The sequence below is a fragment of the Alcaligenes sp. 13f genome (genome assembly GCF_020496585.1).
GTDB classification, from domain to species: domain Bacteria; phylum Pseudomonadota; class Gammaproteobacteria; order Burkholderiales; family Burkholderiaceae_B; genus Alcaligenes; species Alcaligenes phenolicus.
Map to the genome: position 1 here is coordinate 100,721 of NZ_JAHKKC010000013.1, position 24,285 is coordinate 125,005.

At 54.8% G+C, this 24,285-nt stretch carries 21 protein-coding genes, 1 tRNA gene and 1 pseudogene; 15 read left to right on the forward strand and 8 right to left on the reverse strand.

Going from position 1 to position 24,285, the window contains the following annotated elements:
- The first annotated feature begins 21 nt into the window (after positions 1-21).
- The 3 genes and pseudogenes from KOE80_RS12755 (at position 22) to KOE80_RS20560 (ending at position 2,770) form a co-directional block, all read left to right on the forward strand.
- Positions 22-828, forward strand: a complete 807-nt coding sequence (locus tag KOE80_RS12755; RefSeq protein ID WP_226349276.1) for a sulfite exporter TauE/SafE family protein — start codon at positions 22-24, stop codon at positions 826-828.
- Between the two features lie 154 nt (positions 829-982).
- A pseudogene (locus KOE80_RS20555) lies at positions 983-1,837 on the forward strand (SLC13 family permease); the annotation flags it as partial.
- Positions 1,838-1,927: 90 nt separating this feature from the next.
- The gene (locus tag KOE80_RS20560) at positions 1,928-2,770 is read left to right on the forward strand and encodes an SLC13 family permease (protein WP_338001556.1); all 843 of its coding nucleotides are present in this window, start codon (positions 1,928-1,930) and stop codon (positions 2,768-2,770) included.
- Positions 2,771-2,866: 96 nt separating this feature from the next.
- On the opposite strand, the gene KOE80_RS12765 is transcribed toward KOE80_RS20560, so the two are convergent.
- Positions 2,867-3,298 carry a hypothetical protein gene (locus KOE80_RS12765; RefSeq protein ID WP_009455757.1) on the reverse strand — a complete coding sequence of 144 codons (432 nt, stop codon included), beginning with the start codon at positions 3,296-3,298 and terminating at the stop codon, positions 2,867-2,869.
- 257 nt (positions 3,299-3,555) lie between these two features.
- On the opposite strand from KOE80_RS12765, the gene KOE80_RS12770 reads away from it, so the two are divergent.
- Positions 3,556-3,954, forward strand: a complete 399-nt coding sequence (locus KOE80_RS12770) for a DUF1090 domain-containing protein (protein ID WP_083053741.1) — start codon at positions 3,556-3,558, stop codon at positions 3,952-3,954.
- Positions 3,955-4,141: 187 nt separating this feature from the next.
- The gene (locus KOE80_RS12775; protein ID WP_081055387.1) at positions 4,142-5,065 is read left to right on the forward strand and encodes a DNA/RNA non-specific endonuclease; all 924 of its coding nucleotides are present in this window, start codon (positions 4,142-4,144) and stop codon (positions 5,063-5,065) included.
- A gap of 34 nt (positions 5,066-5,099) precedes the next feature.
- Here KOE80_RS12775 and KOE80_RS12780 read toward each other — a convergent pair whose 3' ends face one another.
- A complete protein-coding gene (locus KOE80_RS12780) occupies positions 5,100-5,525 on the reverse strand; it encodes a hypothetical protein (protein WP_226349277.1) in 426 nt (141 codons plus the stop codon).
- A 131-nt stretch (positions 5,526-5,656) separates the two neighbouring features.
- Here KOE80_RS12780 and KOE80_RS12785 point away from each other — a divergent pair, with 131 nt between their 5' ends.
- From KOE80_RS12785 to KOE80_RS12795, 3 genes are all read left to right on the forward strand, one after another.
- Positions 5,657-5,899, forward strand: a complete 243-nt coding sequence (locus tag KOE80_RS12785) for a hypothetical protein (RefSeq protein WP_009455761.1) — start codon at positions 5,657-5,659, stop codon at positions 5,897-5,899.
- Between the two features lie 104 nt (positions 5,900-6,003).
- The gene (locus KOE80_RS12790; protein WP_413228937.1) at positions 6,004-6,912 is read left to right on the forward strand and encodes an arsenic resistance protein; all 909 of its coding nucleotides are present in this window, start codon (positions 6,004-6,006) and stop codon (positions 6,910-6,912) included.
- Between the two features lie 379 nt (positions 6,913-7,291).
- Positions 7,292-7,828 (forward strand): AmiS/UreI family transporter, encoded by a 537-nt coding sequence (locus KOE80_RS12795; RefSeq protein ID WP_226349278.1) that lies wholly within the window; start codon positions 7,292-7,294, stop codon positions 7,826-7,828.
- 149 nt (positions 7,829-7,977) lie between these two features.
- Here the strand turns inward: KOE80_RS12795 and soxR are convergent, their stop codons facing one another.
- Complete coding sequence (gene soxR, locus KOE80_RS12800; RefSeq protein ID WP_035268132.1) at positions 7,978-8,466, reverse strand: redox-sensitive transcriptional activator SoxR; 489 nt, start codon at positions 8,464-8,466, stop codon at positions 7,978-7,980.
- 113 nt (positions 8,467-8,579) lie between these two features.
- Between soxR and KOE80_RS12805 the strand changes: the two genes are divergently transcribed.
- Both KOE80_RS12805 and KOE80_RS20355 read left to right on the forward strand, forming a co-directional pair.
- A complete protein-coding gene (locus KOE80_RS12805) occupies positions 8,580-10,013 on the forward strand; it encodes an MFS transporter (RefSeq protein WP_226349279.1) in 1,434 nt (477 codons plus the stop codon).
- Between the two features lie 810 nt (positions 10,014-10,823).
- The gene (locus tag KOE80_RS20355; RefSeq protein WP_264180252.1) at positions 10,824-10,952 is read left to right on the forward strand and encodes a hypothetical protein; all 129 of its coding nucleotides are present in this window, start codon (positions 10,824-10,826) and stop codon (positions 10,950-10,952) included.
- 530 nt (positions 10,953-11,482) lie between these two features.
- Here the strand turns inward: KOE80_RS20355 and KOE80_RS12810 are convergent.
- Positions 11,483-11,567 (reverse strand) — tRNA-Leu (locus KOE80_RS12810).
- Positions 11,568-11,690: 123 nt separating this feature from the next.
- Positions 11,691-12,902, reverse strand: coding sequence for a CaiB/BaiF CoA transferase family protein (locus tag KOE80_RS12815; RefSeq protein ID WP_035268810.1), 1,212 nt, complete (start codon positions 12,900-12,902; stop codon positions 11,691-11,693).
- A gap of 173 nt (positions 12,903-13,075) precedes the next feature.
- Here KOE80_RS12815 and tig point away from each other — a divergent pair, with 173 nt between their 5' ends.
- The 4 genes from tig (at position 13,076) to lon (ending at position 19,180) form a co-directional block, all read left to right on the forward strand.
- The gene (gene tig, locus KOE80_RS12820) at positions 13,076-14,386 is read left to right on the forward strand and encodes a trigger factor (RefSeq protein WP_009459092.1); all 1,311 of its coding nucleotides are present in this window, start codon (positions 13,076-13,078) and stop codon (positions 14,384-14,386) included.
- The gene (gene clpP / locus KOE80_RS12825; protein ID WP_021446711.1) at positions 14,386-15,039 is read left to right on the forward strand and encodes an ATP-dependent Clp endopeptidase proteolytic subunit ClpP; all 654 of its coding nucleotides are present in this window, start codon (positions 14,386-14,388) and stop codon (positions 15,037-15,039) included. The genes tig and clpP overlap by 1 nt, the downstream gene beginning before the upstream one ends.
- A gap of 100 nt (positions 15,040-15,139) precedes the next feature.
- A complete protein-coding gene (gene clpX, locus KOE80_RS12830) occupies positions 15,140-16,441 on the forward strand; it encodes an ATP-dependent Clp protease ATP-binding subunit ClpX (RefSeq protein ID WP_026482846.1) in 1,302 nt (433 codons plus the stop codon).
- 273 nt (positions 16,442-16,714) lie between these two features.
- Positions 16,715-19,180 carry an endopeptidase La gene (gene lon, locus KOE80_RS12835; RefSeq protein WP_226349280.1) on the forward strand — a complete coding sequence of 822 codons (2,466 nt, stop codon included), beginning with the start codon at positions 16,715-16,717 and terminating at the stop codon, positions 19,178-19,180.
- 313 nt (positions 19,181-19,493) lie between these two features.
- Here the strand turns inward: lon and lexA are convergent, their stop codons facing one another.
- The 3 genes from lexA to KOE80_RS12850 all read right to left on the reverse strand — a co-directional run bounded on the left by lexA (position 19,494) and on the right by KOE80_RS12850 (position 22,093).
- A complete protein-coding gene (gene lexA, locus KOE80_RS12840) occupies positions 19,494-20,153 on the reverse strand; it encodes a transcriptional repressor LexA (protein ID WP_009459104.1) in 660 nt (219 codons plus the stop codon).
- Positions 20,154-20,258: 105 nt separating this feature from the next.
- On the reverse strand, positions 20,259-20,819 hold the full coding sequence (locus KOE80_RS12845; protein ID WP_226349281.1) for a GNAT family N-acetyltransferase: 561 nt from the start codon (positions 20,817-20,819) through the stop codon (positions 20,259-20,261).
- 71 nt (positions 20,820-20,890) lie between these two features.
- Positions 20,891-22,093 (reverse strand): amino acid aminotransferase, encoded by a 1,203-nt coding sequence (locus tag KOE80_RS12850; RefSeq protein ID WP_009459106.1) that lies wholly within the window; start codon positions 22,091-22,093, stop codon positions 20,891-20,893.
- 84 nt (positions 22,094-22,177) lie between these two features.
- Between KOE80_RS12850 and uvrB the strand changes: the two genes are divergently transcribed.
- Complete coding sequence (gene uvrB / locus KOE80_RS12855; RefSeq protein WP_009459107.1) at positions 22,178-24,199, forward strand: excinuclease ABC subunit UvrB; 2,022 nt, start codon at positions 22,178-22,180, stop codon at positions 24,197-24,199.
- Positions 24,200-24,285: the final 86 nt, after the last annotated feature.

Below are 24,285 nucleotides of genomic sequence, written 5' to 3' on the forward strand. Positions count from 1 at the left end.
CATCTGTGTTGATGGGCGGCTATGTATTTTCTATTGCTGTTTTTTGGTTTGCTGGCTGGCGTGACCACCGTGCTGTTTGGCTTCGGTGGCGGTTTTGTGGTGGTTCCCGTGCTGTATTCGGTGCTGATTGGCATGTATGGCGTGGACAGTCAGATGGGGCAGGCGGCCATGCATATTGCGGTGGCCACTTCCACCTGCGTCATGATTTTTGGTGCTGGCCTGTCTACCTGGCGTCACCACAAGGCGGGCACTGTGCCTTGGGGGGAAGTGCGTCCTTTGCTCCTGTTCATCGCCTTGGGGGCGATTCCCGGTGCGGCAGCAGCCATGGCCTTGAGCGGGTCCTGGGTACGTTGGGTTTTTGTGGTGTATCTGGGCCTGACGATTCTGGATAGCCTGTTTCGTTCCGGCTTCACCCAAGAGTCCAGCAATACCATGCGCCCTTTAAGCAAGGCCAGTAGTGCTGGGGCCGGGGTAATTATTGGTGCGATTGCCGCCTTTTTGGGTGTCGGTGGTAGCGTGATCACCGTCCCCCTGATGCGTCGACGCGGTGCCAGCATGACCGCTGCCACGGCCGCAGCCAATCCCTTGTCCTTGCCGATGGCGGTGGTGGGGAGCCTGACTTACGCCATGCTGGCCTGGAATGCCGATTCCTTGGGGGCCTGGCATGCAGGTTATATCGACTTGCGCGCATGCCTGGTGCTGGTGATTGGCTCCTGGCTGGGAATTCGCTTCACCTCGCGCTGGATCGGCAAGATCCCGGACAGCATTCATGCCAAAGCCTATATCGCCTTGTTGGGGCTGGTGTTTTTGGTGATGCTGCTGGTTTAAGCGTTGCAGGGGTGGCCTTGCGCCACCGATCTCTCCAAGCTTGAAGGCTTCACTTTTCCTGTTTTGAAAACGTGTGTTTTTTTGTTGAGTACGGCGAAATGCAGTGCTTGGTGTGCTGCATTTTTCCCTATACTGAGCAGCACAGCACAAACAGGAGTGGGGCAACATGACAACAGAGATTGCAGTGGTCTTGGGTCTGGCTTTAATCGCGATTGTCTTGTTTGCAACAGAAAAACTCCGAATAGATGCTATCGCCTTGCTGGTGCTCAGCACCTTGGCGGTTCTGGGTTTGGTGACTCCCGAGCAGGCCGTGGGTGGTTTCAGCAATCCGGCCACGGTTACCGTCGCGGCCATGTTTGTGCTGGCTGCCGGGCTGCAAAATAGCGGGGCGCTGTCCGGGATTGGGGATTTGCTGAGCAAGGCACGCTCCCCTGTGCAGTTTCTGCTGCTGTTGTTTCTGGTTCTGGCGGTGATTGCTCCTTTCGTCAACAACACGGCGGTGGTAGCGGTATTCATTCCCATCGTCATGGCCGCCTGCGCACGGATAGGCATGTCGGCCTCCAAAGCGCTTATCCCCTTGTCCTATGTCTCGCAAATGGCCGGGGTCTGTACCTTGGTCGGGACCTCTACCAACCTGCTGGTCAATGCCATTGCCCGCGATCTGGGCCATCCCGGTTTCACCATGTTCGAGTTCACCGCCTTGGGGGTGATCTGTATGGCTGTGGGGTGTCTTTATTTGCTGACGATAGGGCGCTGGTTACTGCCCGATGCCCGTGGCGGCGAGTTGGTCGAGCAATATGAGCTGGGAAAATACATTACCGAGCTGCGGGTGATGCCCGATTCTTCCCTGATTGGCCAATCGGTGGGCGATGCCAAGCTGGGCGAGCAATACGGGGTGTTTGTGCTGGAGCTGTTGCGCGGCGATACCAAAGTGTGGGGCCCGCGAGAGCAGAAGATCGAGCAGGACGATGTGCTGTTGGCGCGCGGAGACTGGACCAAGCTGGACGAGCTACGCAAAGAAGCGGGTCTGGAGGTAGACCCCCAGTTCAAGCTGGAACAACAGTCTTTCGAGCAGGTTGATCAGGTTTTGACCGAGGTCATGATTGCGCCGCGTTCGCGTATCAGTGGTCGTACTTTGGGCAGTTTGGGAGCAGGCTGGCACAAGAACGCCACCGTGCTGGGCATTCATCGCCGTGGTCAGGTCTTGCGTGAGCAATTGCGTGCTGTGCGTTTGCAGGTGGGCGATATCTTGTTGATGTTGACTCCGGCCGCAGAGGCGGCCGATTTGCGGGCTGACAGCAATATCATCGTGTTGTCCGAGCGCGAGGCCGAAAAGGAAATGGGCTGGCGTGCGCCGTTTGCACTGGTCACCATGGCCCTGGTGATTTTGTTGCCTGCCTTGGGCTGGGTGCCTATCAGCATCACCTCCTTGTTCGGTGCTGTGGCCATGACACTGGCCGGTTGTCTGAAAGCAGATGATGTGTACGACGCCATAGACTGGCGCATCATCATCTTGATGGCGGGCTTGCTGCCTTTGGGTATGGCCATGAGCGAGACCGGCGCGGCCCAGTTTCTGGTCGAAAATACCGTTGGTCTGGTGAAGTCCTTTGGACCTTTGACCGTGTTGGCCGTGGTCTACCTGATGGCCCTGATGCTGACGGAGTTCATGAGCAATGCCGCCGCTGCTGTCTTGCTGACACCGATAGGAATGTCCACGGCGAAAATGATGGGCGTCGATCCCACTCCCTTTCTGATTGCCGTTACCTTCGCGGCTTCCACCAGTTTTGCCACGCCTGTGGGTTATCAGACCAACACCATGGTTTATGGCGCAGGCGGCTATCGTTTTGTGGATTTCCTGAAAGTGGGTTTGCCCTTGAATCTGATTTTCTGGGTGTTGGGCGTGTTGTTGATCCCCGTTTTCTGGCCCTTCAATCCGGCTTGAAGCCGCTATTTATACGGCAAGAATAAAGGAGACCCTGCTCATGGCCTCACTGGCCCCGCAGACCATCCGGATGATGCAGGGACGAGAGGAACCTGATTACAGGCTTGCGTCACCCGAGGGGCCGGATTGTTCCTTGGGACCTTTCCAGCGATAGCTCAGCAGCAGCACCCACAGGGTGGCCATGCCCAGTCCGTACAACATGGCTCCATAGGAAACAGAAATATCAATACCGCAGACCCGCGAGAAGCGGTCCGCGGTATCGCAGATATTCTTGATCGCCAGTACAAACAAGACGGTGTTGACGGCCATGGCCAGACAAGCGGACACCGCCCGTTCTGCCCAGATCAGACTGGCAACGGCCAGAATGGACAAGGGCATCAAGGAGTTGAGCACACTGGTATGCCAGGCTGAATACGCCTGGGAGGAGTTGAGCAAACTTTCGTTGACGTGCGCAAAGGGAAAGAGCCACAACACAATCAAAGCAGCGCACAGGAAAAAAATCAGTTTCCTGGTGGTGATGTTGAACACGATTAAAAGTAAAAGTTTGCTTTATGAGGATTTCGAGTGTAACTGAACTGTTTTATGCTTAAAGACAAGTTGTGTAAATTTCTCGGCACAATTTGCGACAATTTTGTTACTTGAATATGACATAAACAGAAGAATTTTCGAATTTAATCACGTTTTCGTGACAAATTGACGAAGTCTATTCCAATCGTCCACCTGAGGTAAATTGGAGTCTGGATTGTATGATGGCTATCTGGATGAACACTGCAGGAGTAACAAGGATGAAACGTTCCGTATGGTGTTTGAGTGCTGTATTAAGTGTGATGGCCTTGCCCGCCTGGGCTGATAACCCGGCTTGCCAGTATCGGGCTGCCGAAATTCAGAACCAGATCAACTATGCTCGCCAGCATGGCAATGTTCATCGAGAGCGTGGCCTGGAGCGCGCCTTGGCCAATGTGCAGATGCATTGCCGGGACGCGGATTTGCTGCGTGATGTACAGGAAGATATCCGCGAGCAGGAAGAGGACATCCAGGAACGCCTGGATGAAATCGCCGAGAAACGGGCTGAAGGGCGACAAGACAAGGTGGAAAAGCTGGAGAAAAAACTGGAACGTGATCGTGCCAAATTGGCACAACTGCAAGATGAATTGAAAGAATTGCAGGCTCTGGGTGCTCAGTAAAAAGCGTCACCGCAAGTCCTGAGTCTTCTCCTGTTCTGGCGATTGATCGCGTTAAAAAAAGCCGGAGTCAGAAATAAATACGTGCTCCCACTGGGGGCACGTTCTTTTGAATCTGAAAGGACTGCTTATAATCACAGGTGCAGTCGGCGCAATGATGTAAGCCGACCAAGCATAAAACAAGAGTGGTATGAGCAGAAAAAGTACAGGTCGTAGCGTTAAAAAAACCAGTAGTAGAAAAAAGACAGGGCAGGCAAACCCGTCCCGATTTCTGAAGTCCGTCCTTGCCGCGGCCCTGACCAGTTTCGGGATTGCAACGGCCTGGCTTCATCCCCAAGGGCTGAACTGGCAAAGTCTTGAACCGTTTCTGGTGTCTTTGGGTTGGCCAGGCGCGACGCAGCAGGATAGTGTGCCTGTCCCGGCCTCGGTCGAGGGGTATGTTCAAACCTCTTTTGCACATTGCCCCCAGTTCTTTCCCGGCTCGCGACCTGTCGTGCCCATGGCTTACACGCAAAGAGAGTTGTGCTTCAGCTCTTTTGCGATTTTGCATAGCGGCCAAACCAAGACGCCGGTGTTTGTCGTCCAGCGTCTGAATCGTCAGCAGATTCAGTCCGCCAAAGGCTTGAAGCGCACGGATCGTTTTTATGCTGAAGGCCGTTTGCCGCAGGCAGAGCGAGCCGAGCTGAATGACTATCGAGGCTCGGGCTTTTCGCGCGGACATATGGCTCCGGCAGGGGATATGGCGTCGGAGCAGAGCATGGCCCAGAGCTTTTCTCTGGCTAATATGGTGCCGCAAAATCAGGTCCACAACGCCGGCCCCTGGAACAAGATCGAAGCCGATACCCGTAAATATGTGGCGCGTGCCGCAGGCAATGTGTATGTGTTCACCGGACCTGTGTACGAGCGCAATGCCGCGACGATAGGTTCCAGCCAGGTTGCCGTTCCCAGTCATTTGTTCAAGCTGGTGTATGACGCAACAACAGGGCGATCCTGGGTACATTGGCAGGCTAACCAGGCTTCCACTCGTGTTGGACCACCCATCAGCTACGAGGAGTTTGTAAGACGGACAGGCTTGCACTTGCTGCCTGACACCAGTCTGAAAAGATCGGGTTGAAGCAGGCACCTTGGCGTGTGGGCACTAGCCCATTTTATTTATTGAGTATGGCGTGGACTTGATCTTCAGAAAAATACACGCTGTCCCCTACCTCGAAAACGTGGTAACTGATGTTCTGCTCGCTGACGACGCCCCTGAAATACGCCTTGGGGGTGGCTGGCAGTTGGGTGATACGAACACTGATGTAGCGCTCGCTGGTGTAAGAAACCAGCTGTACATGCATACCTTGCTTCAAATCCAGGGCGCCTGGGAAACGGTCCAGATCGTCATGGCTGACTACAACTCGAAATGCAGTGGGCCTGTGAATGACATAGGCTTCCTTCAGCCGGAGATGTAGAGTCAGGATCTGTTGTGCTTGTGTGCTGATTTGCGCGCCCGGATGTCGGACTTCCTGCTCCAGTTCGGGATTGGGCGTCAGATTCAAGATTTGGACCAATAGCAAAAATTGTTCGTGAGTCATAAATTGCAAATTATCAGGAAAGGGAATCGACGGGCTTTGGAGGCTCAGGGTACAGTGTTCCTATTGTCCGCGATCGGTTCTGATTTCGATTCGCGGTAATTGCAATAAAGATTTTTTGTAGGGAAAACACAATGATGGTTCGACGTCTGATTCAAAGTTGCGCGGTGCTCGGTCTGGCCGCTTTGATGGCAGCTTGTTCCTCCGCGAAGCCCGGTGGTGGCCCCGTGTCAAAACTCTTTAATGAATGCACCTGGGACCGTGAGTCCTGCATGCACGAGGGCCGTTACGAAGCCGGAGAAAGCGAGTATGCCGAGCGTGAGGCTCGAGATTTGAACCGTCAGTCCGCCGCACGTTTGCGCCGTAGCGGTCTGTAAAAGGGAGTTCTCACGGCAGTGCCGGAGTTGTTCAGCCAAACGAGGTGCTGGCCGTGATTCGTGATGTGTTAGAGCGCCGGCAAACCGCTATTTATTGTGTGGCGATGTTGCTGGCCGCCTGGATGGCCAGTGTCTGGGTGATGCCAGCTAGTCTGGTCGACTGGATCAATCCAGCGCTGGCTTTCATGTTGTATGTCACCTTTGTGCAGGTGCCTATTGCCCAGTTAGGCAAAGCGCTGACCCAGCTGCGCTTTCTGGCCGTTTTGCTTCTGGCCAATTTTCTCCTGATACCTCTATTGGTCTTTGCGCTGGTGCCCTTGCTGCCAGACCACACCATGTTGCGCCTGGGCGTGCTGTTGGTCTTGCTGGCTCCTTGCATTGATTACGTCGTGACCTTTGCTCAATTAGGTCGTGCCGACGCCCGCGCACTTCTAGCCGCTACGCCGGTACTGCTGCTTGTGCAAATGCTGCTCCTGCCCTTGTTTTTGAAATTGGCCTTGGGGGAACAGTTCGGTTTGTACATCAAAGCCGGGCCGTTTCTGAATGCTTTCTTTTACCTGATTCTGATTCCGCTGCTGCTGGCGGGGGCCACCCAGTATCTCGCGGGTAAAAGTCATAGCTGGGCGCAGATAAAAACGGGTTTGGGCTTGGCCCCCGTTCCAGCTACTGCTTTGGTCTTGTTCATCGTCGTGGCGGCTGTTCTGCGACAACTGGAGCCTGCACTGGATGTCTTGTGGCGAGTATTGCCGGTGTATGCGCTGTTTGCCATTCTGGCTCCTGTCATCAGCTGGGCGCTGGCACGGCAAGCGCGGCTGGCCGTCCCGTTGCGACGTGCGGTGGCTTTCAGCAGTGCAACTCGCAATTCTTTGGTGGTGCTGCCTCTGGCTTTGGCGATTCCGGGGGCTTTGCCGTTGTTGCCAGCCATCATTTTGACGCAGACTTTGGTGGAACTACTGGCACAGTTGGCCTATGTGCGTGTGCTGGCTCGCTGGGGCCAAAACGAACAGGCTTGAGCGAGTTCTTGAGCAGGCACGCTGTTTATGGTTTGGTCAGTTGCCAGACCTCATTTGTAGCGGCCTTGCCCAGGCTTCGATAATTTTTTAACTCATTGATTAAAAGGGACTTTGTTTGGTCCTGGGCTGAGTCTGCTTCCAAAATGGAGAAGGGGGCGTTTGTCTGCTAATGCCTGTGCAAACCGCTCGCTTTTCAGCAAGAATTTTCACTGGAAAACCGCCGCAAAATTGCGCGGTTTTTTCTTATAGAGCTTATAAAAAAAATCACATGGCAATTGTGTAGCCAAGCTCTATGATCTGCTCCGCCTCAGCCTTGAGTGCAACATCATGTTGCGGGCATGTTCTGTGTCCGCCTTCTATTACTTAGGATATCTTCAAAATGCTAGTTGCCGCTTTTCTGGCGTTTGCAGGCCTGTGCCTGTTCGTTAATGGTGTTCGTCTCTTTTACTCTGAAGGTCATCATGCTGGCAGGCTGGTGGATGCCAAAGATGCTGCTATCGTCAACTTGTTCACGGCCGTACTGGGATTCATCTGCATGTCCCATATCTTGAACCCCGCCAATAGCACCGTGTACTCTCCCTTGTCGGCCATTTATCTGGGCCTGTTTGCCTTGACCTATTTTTGGGTAGGGGTGAACGCGTTTACAGGAAGTGATGGGCGTGCCTTGGGCTGGTATTCCTTGGTGGTCGCCTGCATCGCTATTCCCGCCGCCCTTACAAATTTGAGCGTAGCCGAGCGGATTTTTGACTACTGGCAAGTCCTGAGCTGGTTGTCCTGGGCAGTGCTCTGGTTCATGTTCTTCTTGCTGCTGGTGCTGAATAAACCCATTGCCCGCCTGACTGGGCTGGTGTCTGCCGTGCAAGGGGTGCTGACAGCCTTGCTCCCCGCGCTGCTGTATTTCTGGGGCGTGATCTAAGAGAGCAGGGAGTAAAAAAGGCCTGGTGTGAAAACCGGGCCTTTTTGCTGCCTGATGCCTTCTGGCATAGTGAAGTAAGAGTCGGTTTTCGCTGATTTCCAACCCTGATGCGCTGCGTGTTCAGCCTGGATTTCACACAAGCCGCGCGATCAGATTTCCCCCGCTCTTTTCTTCCGCTTCTGATTGTGTCGTCCGGCATCAAGCAGCACAGCACCCGCGCCTGACAGGGATAACTGATCCCCCGGGTTTCTAAGTGGGCAGTCCGTCATGGACAAACACCCACAGCCTATACAGCCATCCAGCTCATCGCGTAGCTGTGTCAGGCTGAGAATCCGCTCATTCAACATATCCCGCCAGCTCGTGGACAAGGTCGCCCAGTCCTTGGCGTTCAGTGGCCGGCCAGTAGGTAATTCATCCAAGGCTGTTTTGATGGTAGCCAGTGGAATGCCGGCGCGCTGCGCAATTTTGATGACCGCAATTTTCCGTAGAACATCCCGGTGATAGCGGCGCTGGTTACCATCGCTACGCCAGCCATGAATGAGACCTTTGGTTTCATAGTGATGCACGGTTGCAATGGTGACCCCGCTGCGGCGGGCGACTTCACCCACGGACAGAGGGATGCTGGTATCGATTCTCATGGTGTTTGGATCTCTTGACCTCATCTATACATGAGGTTTTATAAAAGACCACTCTTGCCTATGCAAGCTTTTCAAGCGGCAGGGCTACTTTTAAAAGAATGAGTCGAGATCTTATGAAGAATCAGCAAGCTTGCGCGAGTAGCGGGCAAGGGGTACAGACCGGGTGGGGCGCTTTGTTGTCGGGGGCCAATGCTATGCGTGCCCTCGTCCTGGCCGGTGGAGTGGTATTGCATGCCGTCAATGTCTACATTGTGACCACCATTTTGCCCACGGTTGTGCAGGATATTGGTGGGCTGGATTTATATGCCTGGAATACGACCCTGTTTGTCGTGGCGTCTATTCTGGGTTCGGCTCTGTCACCCAAGTTGCTGGCCTTGACGGGCCCTAAAAGCAGCTATGCCGTCGCGGCCTTGATCTTTGCTGTGGGGGCGCTTGTTTGCGCGCTGGCGCCGAATATGTCCCTTTTGCTGTTCGGGCGCTTCGTCCAGGGGATTGGCGGTGGTTTTCTCTTTGCTCTGGCGTATGCCATGATTCGTCTGGTTTTTGCAGAGCCCTTGTGGCCTCGAGCCATGGCGTTGGTATCAGCCATGTGGGGCGTGGCAACGTTGGCTGGGCCGGCAGTCGGTGGCGTGTTTGCGCAGTGGGGAATGTGGCGTGCGGCTTTTGGATCGGTCGCCTTGATTGCCGTGCTTTTTGCCGCTTTGGCATTAGTAGTCCTCCCCAAACGCGAGCAACATGCCGCGGCGGTGAGCAAGGTGGCTATTCCTGTGGTTCAACTGCTGTTGTTGACGCTGGCGGTGTTGGCGATCTCTGCCGGTAGTACCTCGGCAGATGTACTGCAAAATGCGCTTGGCCTGGGCTTGGCGGGGGTGTTGGCTGTCGCTTTGCTGGTAGTGGAAAAACGTTCGTCTACCAAGTTGCTGCCATCGGGGGCGTTTCAGTTCAGATCTGCTATTGCCAAACTCTATGCCTTGATGTCCTTGTTAGTGCTGACGGTGACCAGTGGTGAAGTTTTTGCACCGCTTTTTCTGCAAGTCTTGCATCAACAGTCCCCGTTAGTAGCGGGGTACTTGACGGCGCTGATGGGGGCGGGCTGGACGGTAGGGGCAATTATCAGCTCGGGCCTGGGGGAAAAAGCCATTGCGCGGGCGATCATGGCTGGGCCTATCCTGGGACTGCTGGGTATGGTGGGGCTTGTTGTTTTACTGCCAGATACCAGTACGGGTTCCGTCCTGGCTCTGGCACCGATTTGTCTGGCTCTGGCCTTGATAGGCGTGGGAGTAGGGGTAGCTTGGCCCCATTTGCTGGTGCGGGTTTTCAAGGCAGTGCCAGCCCAAGAGCAGGAACTGGCGGGGGCATCGATTACAACCATTCAGCTCTTTGCAACGGCAAGCGGAGCAGCCTTGGCTGGAATGATTGCCAATGCGGGTGGACTCATTGATCCCGGTGGCGTGGAGGGAACGCGTCAAGCGGCTTATTATTTATTTGGAATTTTTGCTGTGGCACCGCTGTTAGGGATAGGAGTGGCAAGGAACTGTCGGGCGTGAATGCTGTCTGATTAATTATGAGCCAGCTAATTTGTTCAGCATTCTGCTAGGGTTAATACTAGAGCGTCCATTAATTAGCTCTTATTGATATAAGATTTAGTGCAATTGAAGCCTGGTTCTATATTTTTAATTTTCATGAAGGAGGTTGCCTTGTGAATAGTGCCCCCTTTACTAATCAGGTATCCAAACCCGATCCGCAGCCTAAGCCCATGCGCTGGCCTAGCGATTTTCCGGGTAAACACGATCGGCAGGAATAAGCTCCGGATTTAATCGGGAAGCCGCCTTCAAGGGCGGCTTTTTTGTGTCTGCGCTTCAAGGCTTTCTTTTGTGGGGCTCGGAAATGAGGGGGGTGGGGGGAATCTTTCGGGCTTGATAGTAGGGATATCAGGTGACGTGCCCGTTGCTCTTGCTGCTTCACTAAGCTGTTTGTTGTGGCCCAGCCATCTCTGTGCCGACTTTCTCTTTATGCGGGGCATGGTTTTCGTCTTGACTGTCTGGCCGTGTTGAAGTCCTCCCCTGAGACTCCCTGACGACAAAATCCCTTCCTCTTGGGCCGGTTTCAAACCGGCTTTGACCTACGTCTATAGAACGATGTCCATACTCCCTTTCAGCTCATCAATGTAGTATAAAGTAACAAATATTCTTCGGTTTATTGGTCTTTCAGGCAAATTTATGACCTCTTTATGCATGAAAAATGTAGTTATCGAGTAAAAAACAGGAATAAATGTTATTTATTGTCAAATGTGACTAGGTAATATGATTACTTGCGAATGATTGTCATTATTGATTTTTTATAAAGGAAAGATGGGGATGAATCGCACTCCAAAGCCAAGCCCAAATCCGGCTCCCAGCCCAAGTCCTGATCCGGCTCCCAAGCCCGAGCCGCAACCCATGCGCTGGCCCAGTGACTTTCCTGGAAAGCACGATCGCTACAACTGATGTTTAAGTAGAGGTGTTCAGGAGAAAAGCACAGTGCCCAGCGGGGGTCTTGCGATTCTGCCCCCCCCCCGGCACGTGCTTTTTCTCAGCTGTCTCGAGGTCGATTTCAGTAAATACCGTTGGATTTATCAGATCTATATAGCGCAGCTTTGGTGGGCTGTTACCTGAAAATAACTTTGTTAGCGCGGACAAGCTTTAACTAATGATTGTGAGAATGGGCTAGCTTTCGTACGCAACAATACAAGACGTGCAGCGAGTTGATTGAGTGGCAATTATTAGCGGCCAAACAATTACAAGGGAACCAAATCAATAGACGCACTCGCAGTCATGTGCATCGCTCACAGCATTGAACTGGACTCAATACCTAGGCGATGTGGCTATTTTTGTTTTTTTGAGGAATTCGTGGGGCCTTTATGGGGCCTACGATGTTGAATACTTGAAAACAGGCTATTAAAAGCTGTTAGGGTATGAAAGTTAAGCCGTTGATTTTGCTTAAAATTGATTTTTCTGAATCAACGGTTTTCATGCTCTGGTGCGAACGGAGAGACTCGAACTCTCACACCTCTCGGCGCCAGAACCTAAATCTGGTGCGTCTACCAATTCCGCCACGTTCGCAGCACGAAAGAAGTAGATTCTAGCTTGGATTTTCATCCTCGGCAAGTGCTTGCTCCGTATGAAAAACAAATAGATTAGGGGCCATCTTGTACTGGCCCCCAGGTGCTTTTGTACTGCTTTGTTTTACTTGCGTTTTGGGTTCTTGGCGATCAGGCCGCGTGCTTGCCAGTCGGCTTGTTGTTCGGCGCTGATCCCCAGGTTATCCAGGATTTCCTGGGTGTCCTGGCCCAGGTGCGGAGCAGGGCGGTAGATGGCGCCAGGGGTGTGGCTCAGCTTGGGAACGATGCCGGGTACTTTAAGCGGTGTGCCGTCTGGAAGACTGCTGTCCAGCAGCATGTCACGGGCCTGATAGTGGGGATCCGCCGCGATATCGGCAATGTCATAAACCCGCCCTGCGGGAACGCCAGCCTGGTCCAGAATTTCCAGTACCTTGTCCAGTTCCAGAGCGCTGGCCCAGTGGCCAATGGCGGCATCGATCACGCCTGCATTTCGGGCACGGCCATCATTGTGCGCGTAGTCGGGATTGTCAGCCATATCAGCGCGCCCAATGGCGTTCATCAAGCGCTTGAAAATGCTGTCGCCATTGCCGGCGATCAAGGCGTACTTGCCATCCTTGCAGACGTAGGCATTGCTGGGCGTAATGCCGGGCAGGCTGCTGCCGGCAGGCTCCCGAATGGCGCCGAAGGCGGAGTATTCGGGCAGCAGACTTTCCATCATGTTGAACACGGATTCATACAGGGCCACGTCAATATATTGACCTTCGCCCTTGTTCTGTTCACGCTGGCGCAGGGCCATCATGATGCCGATGACACCATGCAAGGCTGCCAGAGAGTCTCCAATGGACACGCCAACCCGTACCGGTGGCCGTCCGGCCTCACCGCTAAGGTGGCGTAAGCCGCCCATGGCCTCGCCAATCACGCCGAAACCGGGCTTGTCCTTGTAAGGGCCGGTCTGGCCGTAGCCCGATACACGCAACATGATCAGACCGGGGTTGATGGCTTTCAGGTCTTCCCAGCCTAGCCCCCATTCTTCCAGGGCGCCGGGGCGAAAGTTCTCGATCAGAATGTCACATTCTTTTACCAGTGTGCGCACCACGTCCTGACACTCCGCCTGTCGCAGGTCCAGGGCCAGAGACTTCTTGTTACGGGATTGCACCTCCCACCAGACCGAGTTACCGTCATGCAGCAAACGCCATTTACGCAAGGGGTCACCGCCTTTGGGGGATTCGATCTTGATGACGTCCGCGCCAAATTCGCCCAGGATCTTGGCGGCAAAGGGGCCGGCAATCAATTGGCCCAGTTCCAGGACCCGGATGCCGCCTAAAGGGGTGTTCATGTGCATATCAGTCTTGCGTAGGGAAGGTAAAGTAAGGGATCATAGTCCGGCACGGCTGTATTGTCTTGACAGGAAATTATGATTCAAAATACGTTTGTTTGGATTTACCGTGCCAGTTTCCGGTAAAATGCCGGATTACTCTTATCAATTACTCAATTTAATATAGGTCTTCAATGCAGCCCGAGGTTGAAATTCTGTCCGGCTTGGAGCGCCGAGTCGATGTGGTCGTTTCGGTGGCCGACGTAGAAAAACAAGTCCAGGCCCAGCTCAAGCGTGTGGCTCGTACGGCCAAGGTACAGGGCTTCCGTCCCGGTAAAGCGCCTTTGTCCGTTGTCGAGCGCAGCCACGGCCCTGGTATCCGTTACGACGCCATCAACGAAGAAATCGGCAAAGCCCTGGACAAAGTGATCCAGGACTCCAAATTGCGCGTAGCCGGCACTCCTAATCTGGAAGCCAAAGAAGGCGAGCCTGCTGAAGGCACCATGGCCTTTACCGCAACTTTCGAAGTTTATCCAGAAGTGGCTCTGCCTGATCTGTCCAAACTGGAAATCAAGCGTGCCAACACGCCTGTGACCGACGAAGACATCCAGCGCACCGTAGACGTGCTGCGCAAGCAACGCGCCAACTACGAATCCAGCGCTGATCGCCAAGCTCAGGAAGATGACCGCATCACTCTGGACTTTGTGGGCACCATTGACGGCGTCGCCTTTGAAGGCGGTAGCGCTGAAGGTTTCCAGTACCTGCAAGGTCGTGGCCGCATGCTGCCCGAGTTCGAGACTGCCGTTGCCGGCATGAAAGCAGGCGAAACCAAAACCTTCCCTCTGGAATTCCCTGCCGACTACACCGGCAAGGAAGTGGCTGGCAAAACTGCCGAATTCAAGATCACCGTGACAGACGTGGCCCAGCCTGTTCTGCCCGAGCTGGATGCTGAGTTTGCCAAGTCCCTGGGTCAGGCTGAAGGTGATGTGGACGCTTTGCTGGCCGACATTCGTGCCAACATCGAACGCGAAATCAAGGCTCGTGTGCACGCCCGTAACAAATCCGCTGTGATGGACGCCTTGCTGTCTGCCAGCGAATTTGACGTGCCTAACGCTCTGGTGGACAACGACGTGGAAGGTCGCATCGCTTCGGCTCGCGCCGAACTGAAAGAGCGCGGCGTGCCTGACGCAGACAAGATGCCTATCCCTGCCGAGGCCTTCAAGGAAGAATCCACTCGCCGCGTGCGTCTGGGTCTGCTGGTCTCCGAACTGGTCAAGGCTGCTGAACTGCAAGCCAAGCCCGAACAGGTTCGTGCCCGCATCGAAGAATTTGCCCAGAACTACGAACAGCCCGCCCAAGTGGTGGCCTACTACTTGTCCGATCGCCAGCGTCGCGCCGAGATTGAGGCAGTGGTACTCGAAGATAACGTCGTCGAGCACGTACTGTCCCAGGCCAAGGTGTCCGACGAGGAGGTGGCGTTCGACCAAATCATGGGAACCAACTAATGTCGTCAACCTTTGTCGACTTCTACGCCTCAATGCATGGGGGGCAATCCGTTGCCCCTACGGGTTTGGGCTACGTGCCTATCGTGATCGAGCAGTCCGGTCGTGGAGAGCGGTCTTACGACATCTACTCCCGCCTGCTGCGCGAGCGCATCATCTTTCTGGTGGGCCCGGTTCACGACAACTCGGCCAACCTGATTGTGGCCCAGCTGCTGTTTCTGGAGTCGGAAAATCCTGAAAAGGATATTTCGCTCTACATCAACTCGCCCGGTGGTTCGGTCTATGCAGGCCTGGCCATCTACGACACGATGCAGTTCGTCAAGCCGGAAGTCTCGACATTGTGTACCGGCATGGCTGCCAGCATGGGCGCTTTCTTGCTGTCTTCGGGCGTCAAGGGCAAGCGTCTTGCCTTGCCTAACTCGCGCATCATGATTCATCAGCCTTCGGGCGGTGCGCGAGGCCAGGCTTCCGATATCCAGATTCAGGCCAAGGAAATCCTGAGCCTGCGTGAACGCTTGAACAAGATCCTGGCCGAAAACTGCGGTCAGCCTGTCGAGCGTATCGAGCTGGATACCGAGCGTGACAACTTCATGGCAGCTGAAGACGCTGTGGCCTACGGCCTGATCGACAAGGTGATGAACACTCGTGACGAGTAATCATCTGTCCCCACGGGGATCGATCTGACGCAGTACTATGGCTGTTCGGGGGCGGGACTTGTTCCCGTCCTTTTACCATCCTGAAGTGAAATTTAAATTTATGTCCGAAAAGAAATCGGCCGACGAGAAAGTTCTGCATTGCTCGTTTTGCAATAAAAGCCAGCATGAGGTCAAGAAACTGATCGCTGGACCTTCGTCCGTGTTCATCTGCGACGAATGTATTGATCTGTGTACCGATATCATTCGTGACGAAGCTGCGGGCGCCACTCCTGATGGTGAACGTAAGGAATTGCCCACCCCCCAGGAAATCAAAGAGTTTCTGGATGGGTATGTTATTGGCCAGGAAATGCCCAAGCGCACCTTGGCCGTAGCGGTGTACAACCACTACAAGCGAATTCGTAATGGCAAGCCAGGCCGTGACGATGTAGAACTGTCCAAAAGTAATATCTTGCTGATCGGCCCTACGGGTTCGGGCAAAACGCTGCTGGCCCAAACACTGGCCCGCATGCTGGATGTGCCTTTTGTGATGGCTGACGCCACCACGCTGACCGAAGCCGGTTACGTGGGTGAGGACGTCGAGAACATCGTTCAAAAACTGCTGCAAAACTGCGATTACGATGTGGAAAAAGCGCAGCGCGCCATTATCTACATCGACGAAATTGACAAGATTTCCCGCAAGTCGGATAACCCTTCGATCACCCGCGACGTGTCGGGCGAGGGCGTGCAACAGGCATTGCTCAAGCTGATCGAAGGCACAGTCGCTTCGGTGCCCCCACAAGGTGGCCGCAAGCACCCCAACCAGGACTTTGTGCAGGTTGATACCACCAGCATTCTGTTCATCGTCGGTGGTGCCTTTGATGGCCTGGAAAAGGTGATTCGTGACCGTACAGAAAAATCCGGTATCGGTTTTTCTGCCTCGGTGAAAGCCAAGTCCGAGCGTGGTGTAGGCGAACTGTTCTCTGAGGCCGAGCCCGAGGATCTGATCAAGTTCGGCCTGATCCCCGAGCTGGTAGGTCGTTTGCCTGTGGTTGCCACTCTGGAAGAGCTGCACGAAGACGCACTGATCCGCATTTTGACCGAGCCGCGCAATGCCTTGGTCAAGCAGTTCCAGAAGCTGCTGAGCATGGAAGGCGTAGAGCTGGAAGTTCAGCCCGAAGCCCTGCGTGCGGTAGCCCAGCGCGCCATCAAGCGTCGTACCGGCGCTCGCGGCCTGCGCAGTATTGTCGAGCAAGCGCTGCTGGACACCATGTACGAACTGCCTTCGCGTAAAGACGTCAGCAAAGTGGTGCTGACCGAGGACGCCATTGTCGGAAAGAGTAAACCCGAATTGATTTTGGGTCGTCCTTTGTCCGATAGTGAAGCCAGTGACACTGAGTCGCCCTTGAAAAACGCAGTAGCTTAGAGATATCTCCTCGTTTGTGCACTGTCTGGCTTTGGTCGGACAGGCGCAGGCGGGACAGGGCGACAGGCGAAGGTAAAGAGAAAGGAGTGGACCTATGAAGACTACCAGGCATAAGGGCTTGTCTCTCTTTAACTCTGTAAAGTTCTGTTCTAATGTTCGTTCGGCCTACTTGAAATATCAAAATTCGCCACAATCTGAGCTACAACAGGTTAAACCGTGAAAGGGAAGCCCAGGCTTCCCTTTTGCGTCTAAGGACATTTATAGGAAATGACTATGTCTGCGAGCCAGATTCTTTCTACGGAACCTATTGAGCTGCCGCTGCTTCCCTTGCGCGATGTAGTGGTGTTCCCTCACATGGTGATTCCGCTTTTTGTTGGCCGGCCTCGCTCGATCAAAGCCCTTGAGCTGGCAATGGAGTCCGGCAACAACATTATGTTGGTGGCGCAAAAGTCCGCAGGCAAGGACGATCCCGCTCCCGAGGATCTCTACGAAATTGCGTGTGCGGCCAGTATTTTGCAAATGCTCAAGCTGCCCGACGGCACGGTAAAAGTGCTGGTGGAAGGCTTGCAGCGCGCTCGAATCACCCAGGTACAGGATGCCGAAACCCACTTCATGGCCTCGGTGGTCGAAGTGCCCGGCGACTCCGGTGATGCTGCTGAAACCGAAGCCCTGCGTCGTGCGGTGCTGGGTCAGTTCGAGCAGTACGTCAAACTGAATAAAAAAATCCCTCAGGAAATTCTGACTTCCCTGACCGGGATTGACGATGCTGGCCGTCTGGCCGATACCATCGCCGCTCATTTGCCTTTGAAGCTGGAGCAAAAGCAGGGCATGCTGGAAACGCCCAAGGCTTTGGAGCGTCTGGAGGGCCTGCTGTCGCAACTGGAAGGCGAAATTGACATCTTGCAGGTCGAGAAGCGCATTCGCGGCCGTGTGAAAAAGCAGATGGAAAAGAGCCAGCGCGACTACTACCTGAACGAGCAGGTCAAGGCGATTCAGAAAGAGCTGGGCGAAGGCGAGGACGGTGCGGATGTCGAAGAGCTGGAAAAACGCATCGAACAGGCTCAACTGAGCAAAGAAGCGCTTAAGAAAGCCGAATCCGAAATGAAAAAGCTCAAGCTGATGTCGCCGATGTCAGCCGAAGCCACGGTCGTGCGCAACTACATTGAAACGCTGGTAGGCCTGCCTTGGCGCAAAAAGAGCCGTATCAACAACTCCTTGAGCAACGCCGAGGAAGTATTGGATGCGGATCACTTTGGTCTGGAAAAGGTCAAGGAACGTATTGTCGAGTACCTGGCGGTTCAGCAACGTGTCGACAAACTGAAGGCTCCAATCCTGTGTTTGGTTGGCCCTCCAGGCGTGGGTAAAACTTCGCTGGGACAGTCCATTGCCAAGGCAACGAACCGCAAGTTCATTCGTATGGCTTTGGGTGGTGTACGTGACGAGGCCGAGATTCGCGGTCACCGTCGTACCTACATCGGCTCCATGCCGGGCAAGGTGGTTCAGAACATGAGCAAGGTGGGTGTACGTAACCCGCTGTTCCTGCTGGACGAGATCGACAAGATGGGCGCGGATTTCCGTGGCGATCCATCCTCGGCATTGCTGGAGGTTCTGGACCCCGAACAAAATCACACCTTCCAGGATCACTACCTGGAAGTGGACTATGACTTGTCCGATGTGATGTTCGTGGCAACCAGCAATACCTTGAACATTCCACCGGCCCTGCTGGACCGTATGGAAGTGATTCGTCTGTCGGGTTACACCGAAGATGAGAAGGTGCGCATTGCTTTCGATTACCTCTTGCCCAAGCTGATGAAGAACAACGGCGTGCGCGATGGCGAGCTGGAAGTGACCGAAGATGCCGTGCGCGACATCGTGCGTTACTACACCCGTGAAGCGGGTGTGCGTTCCCTGGAACGTGAAATCAGCAAGATCTGCCGCAAGGTTGTTCGCAAGCTGTTGGTGGCCAATCCACAAGCCGGTACGCGTGCAGCTCGCTACAAAACACTGACCCAGGAAACCTTGGTCGTGAATGCGGCGAATCTGAACGATTACCTGGGTGTACGTCGTTTCTCCTTCGGCCTGGCCGAAAAAGAGAACAAGGTTGGCCTGGTTACCGGTCTGGCCTGGACCGAGGTGGGCGGTGAGTTGCTGACCATCGAAGTGGCCGATATGCCCGGTAAAGGCAATGTGCTGCGCACCGGCTCGATTGGCGATGTGATGAAAGAATCGGTCGAAGCGGCTCGTACGGTTGTGCGTTCGCGTGCTCAGAAGTGGGGCATTGCCAATAGCGTGTTTGAAAAGCGTGACCTGCACGTGCACTTTCCAGAAGGCGCTACGCCCAAGGATGGTCCATCGGCCGGTATCGCCATTACGACCGCTATCGTGTCCAGCCTGACGGGTATTCCGGTTCGTGCTGATGTGGCCATGACGGGTGAAATCACCTTGCGCGGCGAAGTTCTGCCTATCGGCGGCTTGAAAGAGAAGCTGTTGGCAGCGCAACGCGGCGGCATCAAAACCGTGATGATCCCGGAAGAAAACATCAAGGACCTGGCCGATATTCCAGATAACGTGAAAAACACGCTGGAGATCATCCCGGTGCGTTGGATTGACCGTGTACTGGAAGTGGCCCTGCAAGACGCTGTAACGCCCCTGAGCGACGAAGAAGTAGCTCGCCTGGCCGCTGAGGCCTTGGCAGCCACGCGTGCTGCTGGGGCGGGTTCTGAGTCCTTCAAGCACTAAGCATCAGCAGTAGTAAGCAAGCAGTGAAACAGGCTGCCTTGGGTTCAAGGTAGCCTGTTTACATTTTGCTCAGACTGATCGTGGCTTCGAGGTTAGTCATATTGATAGCAGTGGGAGCCAGATCTTTGCGCAATGATATTGAGGGAGTTGAGGGTCGCTAGCTTGCGCGAGGGGTTTACGGCTGCTCAAACCTGTATATCGGCATGCACTTCGACCAATAAAAAACCCCATGTACCAAACGGTATATGGGGTTTTTCTCTTGTCAGGAGCACCAAGCCTGTAAAACCGCTCTGGTGACCAAGAGAGAGGAAGCTTAATGCAGCGGGCTGGTACGAATCAGACCCACAGCAATGCCTTCCAAAGACAGGGAGTCCGGGTCGGTGATGATGATGGGTTCAAAGTCCGGGTTCTCGGGCAAGAGGACCACTTGATTGCTGGAGCGCGACAGGCGCTTGACGGTGACATCGTCGCCAATACGTACCACCACAATCTGCCCATTACGCGCTTCACTGGCTTTCTTGACGGCCAGCAGGTCGCCGTCAAAAATGCCCGCGTCTTTCATGCTCAGGCCGCGTACGCGCAGCAGGTAATCAGGCGTTTGGGTGAATAGGGTAGGGGCGACGCCAATCTCGCGCTCGATATGCTCGGTGGCCAAAATAGGGCTACCGGCAGCCACGCGACCAATAATGGGCAGCAAGAGGGCGTCAGCCAGATTGGCCAATGCGTTGCTGCTGGGAGCAGCACTTTCGCGGGTATCCGTACCGAGCAGGCGTATGCCGCGCGAGGCGCCGGCAGTCAGCTCGATAGCGCCTTTGCGGGCCAGAGCTTTCAAATGATCTTCGGCCGCATTGGCGGATTTGAAACCCAGCACCTGAGCAATCTCTGCTCGAGTGGGAGGGAAACCCGTCCGTTCGATTTCAGAACGAATGATGTCCAGCACTTGTTGTTGGCGTGCAGTGAGCTTGGCGGTCATAGTATTGTCTGCTGAATATATATACAGTAAAGATTGTGCGTTACAGTTGGCGTTTTTGCAAGCGCTGAGGGCCCTAAAGGCTTAATTTTTGACCCTTCGGGCTGCTCAGGCAGACTGGGGCCAATCCTTGCGGTCCAGGGTGTACAGCACATGGGGGACGAGTTTGTGGCCCGCCGCTACACCGGGGTGATCAAAGGTACCAGCTTGCTCTGTCATGCCCAGGCGTTGCATGACGGTCTGCGAAGGCAAGTTCAACTGAGCGGTGTACGCCACAATTTGATCCAGGCCCAGTTCGTCAAAACCAAAGTCCATGCAGGCTCGTGCCGCTTCGGTGGCATAGCCCTTGCCCCAGTACTCAGGCAGCAAACGCCAAAGAACTTCCACGCAAGGCTGAAAGTACAGATCGGCGGTCGGGCGGTTCAAGCCCACCATGCCAATGAAGGCCCCGTTTTCTTTCAGCTCGACTGCCCAGGGGCCCCAGCCATGCTCGTCAATCAGGCTTTGGCTGCGGTGGGCGATGGCATCGCTTTGCTCACGGTCCAGGGTGGCCGGGTAAAAACGCAGCGCGTGGGGATCGCTGTTCAAGCGGAAAAAGGGCTCCAGGTCGGAAGCTTTCCAGGGGCGCAGGAGTAGGCGTTCGGTGTTCAGGGAAATCGTGTCTGTCATGGTAGTGCTCCAAGGGCTGGAACGACAACGCCCTTCCGAAGAAGGGCGTTGGGGCTGTACTGAGGGACAGCTTACTTCAGGACTTGAGCGATGGCCTTGGCCACGACGTCAATATTCTGGCTGTTCAATGCAGCAACGCAAATACGGCCGCTGCTGACAGCGTAAATGCCGTGTTCCTGGCGCAGGCGTTCGACTTGCTCGGCAGTCAGGCCGGAGTAGGAGAACATGCCGCGCTGTTGCAGCACGAAGTCAAAGTTTTGGGTAGCGCCGTGCTCTTTCAGCTTGGCAACCAGTTGGGCGCGCATTTCGCGGATGCGATCACGCATGCCGGCCAGTTCAGTCGCCCAAGTCTGGAACAGTTCAGGCGAGTTCAGTACCGTGGCCACAACCTTGCCACCGTGTGTGGGTGGGTTGGAGTAGTTGGTGCGAATCACACGCTTGACCTGGCTCAGTACGCGGGAGGTTTCGTCCTTGCTGGAAGTAACCAGGGTCAGGGCGCCAACGCGCTCGCCGTACAGCGAGAAGGACTTGGAGAACGAGGAGCTGATGAACATGGACAGGCCCAGCTTGGCAAACAGACGCACTACACTGGCGTCTTCTTCCAGACCGGCACCAAAGCCTTGGTAAGCGATGTCCAGGAAAGGAACCAGTTGACGCTCTTTGATCAGCTCGGCGATCTGGGCCCATTGTTCCATGCTGGGGTCCACGCCGGTCGGGTTGTGGCAGCAAGCGTGCAGGACCACGATGGACTGGGCCGGCATGGCGCGCAGCGAGGCGATCATGCCGTCAAAGTTCAGGCCATGCGTAGCGGCATCGTAGTAAGCGTAGGTGTTGACCTTGAAGCCGGCGCGCTCGAACAAGGCGCGGTGGTTTTCCCAGCTTGGATCGCTGATGTAAACCTCGGACTGGGGCAGCAGTTGCTGCAGGAAGTCAGCACCGATTTTCAGCGCACCGGTACCGCCCAGGGATTGCACGGTCAAGGCGCGGCCTTCGGCAATGATGGGGGAGTCGGCACCCAGCAACAGGGTTTGAGCACCCAGATTGTAGGTATTTATCCCTTCAATAGGCAGGTAGCTGCGCGCGGCGGCTTTGCTCATCATGGCTTCCTCAGCCTTTTGAACAGCCTGCAAAATCGGGATACGCCCTTGATCGTCGTAGTAAACACCGACCCCCAGATTAACTTTGCCGCTGCGTTCGTCGGCATTGTATTGTTCGTTCAAACCCAAAATAGGGTCGCGTGGAGCCAGTTCGACGGTTTCGAAGAGCGATGTCATGATGATATGGGGGCGTTAGTGCAGAAAGGTAGAAAAACAAAGCATTAATGTGATAATACGGGCTTACCCTAAAGTGTGTCTAGCATGAAATTTGAGCCTGCCTTTCAAGAATTTCCGGGGAGTTCCTTCAAACTTTTCCAACCTTATTTGCCTGCTGGCGACCAGCCTGCGGCGATTGAGCAGTTGGTTGAGGGGATTGATGATGGCTTGATGTACCAGACCCTTTTGGGGGTAACGGGCTCGGGCAAGACCTATACGATGGCGAACATTATTGCTCGCACCGGGCGTCCGGCCATTGTTCTGGCGCCCAATAAAACCCTGGCGGCGCAGTTGTACGCCGAGATGCGCGAGTTCTTTCCACGCAACGCTGTGGAGTACTTCGTGTCTTACTACGATTACTACCAGCCCGAGGCCTATGTGCCATCGCGCGATCTGTTTATTGAAAAGGACTCGTCCATCAATGAACACATCGAGCAGATGCGTTTGTCGGCCACCAAAAGCCTGCTGGAGCGGCCGGACACCATTATTGTGGGTACTGTGTCCTGCATTTACGGTATCGGTAATCCCGGCGACTACCATGCGATGGTGCTGACGTTGCGCAAGGGCGACCGTATTGCCCGGCAGGAGCTGCTGGCGCGTCTGGTCGCCATGCAGTACGAGCGTAACGATCTGGATTTTCAGCGTGGGATATTCCGCGCTCGTGGTGAAGTGGTCGATATCTTCCCGGCAGAAAACGCGGAGCTGGCCTTGCGAGTCAGCCTGTTTGATGACGAGATTGAAGAGCTGGAGTTGTTCGATCCGCTGACAGGCAAGGTCGTGCAGAAGCTGAACCGCTTTACCGTGTTCCCTAGCTCGCATTATGTGACGCCACGCGAAACCGTGTTGAGGGCGATTGAAACCATCAAGCTCGAACTGCGGGAGCGTCTGGAATTTCTGACACGGGAAGGGCATTTGGTTGAAGCTCAACGTCTGGAGCAGCGCACCCGTTTTGATCTGGAAATGCTGCAGGAGCTGGGCTTTTGCAAAGGCATCGAGAACTACTCTCGCCACTTGTCAGGAGCAGCGCCTGGCGATCCGCCGCCGACACTGATCGACTACCTGCCGCGTAACTCCCTGATGTTTATCGATGAAAGCCACGTCACTATCGGGCAGTTGGGCGCCATGTATCGCGGTGACCGCTCGCGTAAAGAAACCCTGGTGCAGTTCGGTTTCCGCCTGCCTTCGGCCATGGATAACCGGCCTTTGAAACTGGAAGAGTTCGAACGCCGTATGCCGCAAACCGTGTTCGTGTCGGCTACACCCGCTGCCTACGAGCAAGAGCATGCAGACAATGTGGTTGAACAGGTGGTGCGACCTACCGGACTGGTGGACCCGGAAATCGAGGTTCGCCCGGCTACCACGCAGGTCGATGACTTGCTGGGTGAAATCAAGCTGCGTACTGCGCAGGAAGACCGTGTATTGGTGACGACGCTGACCAAGCGCATGTCAGAGGATCTGACCGAATACTTGTCAGAGAACGGTATTCGCGTGCGCTACTTGCACTCGGACATTGATACGGTGGAACGGGCCGAGATCATCCGGGATCTGCGTCTGGGCGTCTTCGATGTGCTGGTCGGGATCAACCTGCTGCGTGAGGGGCTGGATTTGCCCGAAGTGTCTCTGGTGGCGATTCTTGATGCGGACAAGGAAGGCTTCCTGCGTTCGGAGCGCAGCCTGATTCAAACCATAGGTCGGGCAGCGCGTAACCTGAACGGTAAAGCCATTCTGTATGCCGACAGAATGACGGACTCCATGCACCGCGCTATCGAAGAAACCGAGCGCCGTCGTGCCAAGCAGATCGCCTTTAACGAAGAGCACGGTATTACGCCGCGCGGCGTGAACAAGGCCGTCCGTGAGTTGATTGATGGTGTTGTTGCCTCGGATCCAACTGCCAGCTTGCGCGAGGATGTGCCGGACGAGTTGATTCGCGACGAGAAGGCCGCTGCACGCGAGATCAAGCGTCTGGAAAAAGAGATGATGGACCACGCCCGCAACCTGGAGTTCGAGCAAGCGGCAGCTGCGCGCGACAAGTTGCAAAGACTGAAGGCCAAACTGCTGATGGCTTGATGGTTGTTGTGTATTTGCAACTAAAGCTGGACGAAAGCTCAGAAAAAACACCGTTCTGCTACCGGCTTTCATCACTCGGGTGTATT

Coding starts and splice junctions, on each gene's coding strand:
- KOE80_RS12785 (WP_009455761.1), top strand. CDS start 5,657: ATGATGGTTCGACGTCTGATTCAAAGTTGCGCGGTGCTCGGTCTGGCC.
- KOE80_RS12775 (WP_081055387.1), top strand. CDS start 4,142: ATGAGCAGAAAAAGTACAGGTCGTAGCGTTAAAAAAACCAGTAGTAGA.
- KOE80_RS12755 (WP_226349276.1), top strand. CDS start 22: ATGTATTTTCTATTGCTGTTTTTTGGTTTGCTGGCTGGCGTGACCACC.
- KOE80_RS12850 (WP_009459106.1), bottom strand. CDS start 22,093: ATGACATCGCTCTTCGAAACCGTCGAACTGGCTCCACGCGACCCTATT.
- clpX (WP_026482846.1), top strand. CDS start 15,140: ATGTCCGAAAAGAAATCGGCCGACGAGAAAGTTCTGCATTGCTCGTTT.
- KOE80_RS12845 (WP_226349281.1), bottom strand. CDS start 20,819: ATGACAGACACGATTTCCCTGAACACCGAACGCCTACTCCTGCGCCCC.
- KOE80_RS12770 (WP_083053741.1), top strand. CDS start 3,556: ATGAAACGTTCCGTATGGTGTTTGAGTGCTGTATTAAGTGTGATGGCC.
- KOE80_RS20355 (WP_264180252.1), top strand. CDS start 10,824: ATGAATCGCACTCCAAAGCCAAGCCCAAATCCGGCTCCCAGCCCAAGT.
- KOE80_RS12790 (WP_413228937.1), top strand. CDS start 6,004: ATGTTGCTGGCCGCCTGGATGGCCAGTGTCTGGGTGATGCCAGCTAGT.
- lexA (WP_009459104.1), bottom strand. CDS start 20,153: ATGACCGCCAAGCTCACTGCACGCCAACAACAAGTGCTGGACATCATT.
- KOE80_RS12805 (WP_226349279.1), top strand. CDS start 8,580: ATGAAGAATCAGCAAGCTTGCGCGAGTAGCGGGCAAGGGGTACAGACC.
- KOE80_RS12795 (WP_226349278.1), top strand. CDS start 7,292: ATGCTAGTTGCCGCTTTTCTGGCGTTTGCAGGCCTGTGCCTGTTCGTT.
- tig (WP_009459092.1), top strand. CDS start 13,076: ATGCAGCCCGAGGTTGAAATTCTGTCCGGCTTGGAGCGCCGAGTCGAT.
- clpP (WP_021446711.1), top strand. CDS start 14,386: ATGTCGTCAACCTTTGTCGACTTCTACGCCTCAATGCATGGGGGGCAA.
- KOE80_RS12815 (WP_035268810.1), bottom strand. CDS start 12,902: ATGAACACCCCTTTAGGCGGCATCCGGGTCCTGGAACTGGGCCAATTG.
- KOE80_RS20560 (WP_338001556.1), top strand. CDS start 1,928: ATGATTGCGCCGCGTTCGCGTATCAGTGGTCGTACTTTGGGCAGTTTG.
- soxR (WP_035268132.1), bottom strand. CDS start 8,466: ATGAGAATCGATACCAGCATCCCTCTGTCCGTGGGTGAAGTCGCCCGC.
- uvrB (WP_009459107.1), top strand. CDS start 22,178: ATGAAATTTGAGCCTGCCTTTCAAGAATTTCCGGGGAGTTCCTTCAAA.
- KOE80_RS12780 (WP_226349277.1), bottom strand. CDS start 5,525: ATGACTCACGAACAATTTTTGCTATTGGTCCAAATCTTGAATCTGACG.
- lon (WP_226349280.1), top strand. CDS start 16,715: ATGTCTGCGAGCCAGATTCTTTCTACGGAACCTATTGAGCTGCCGCTG.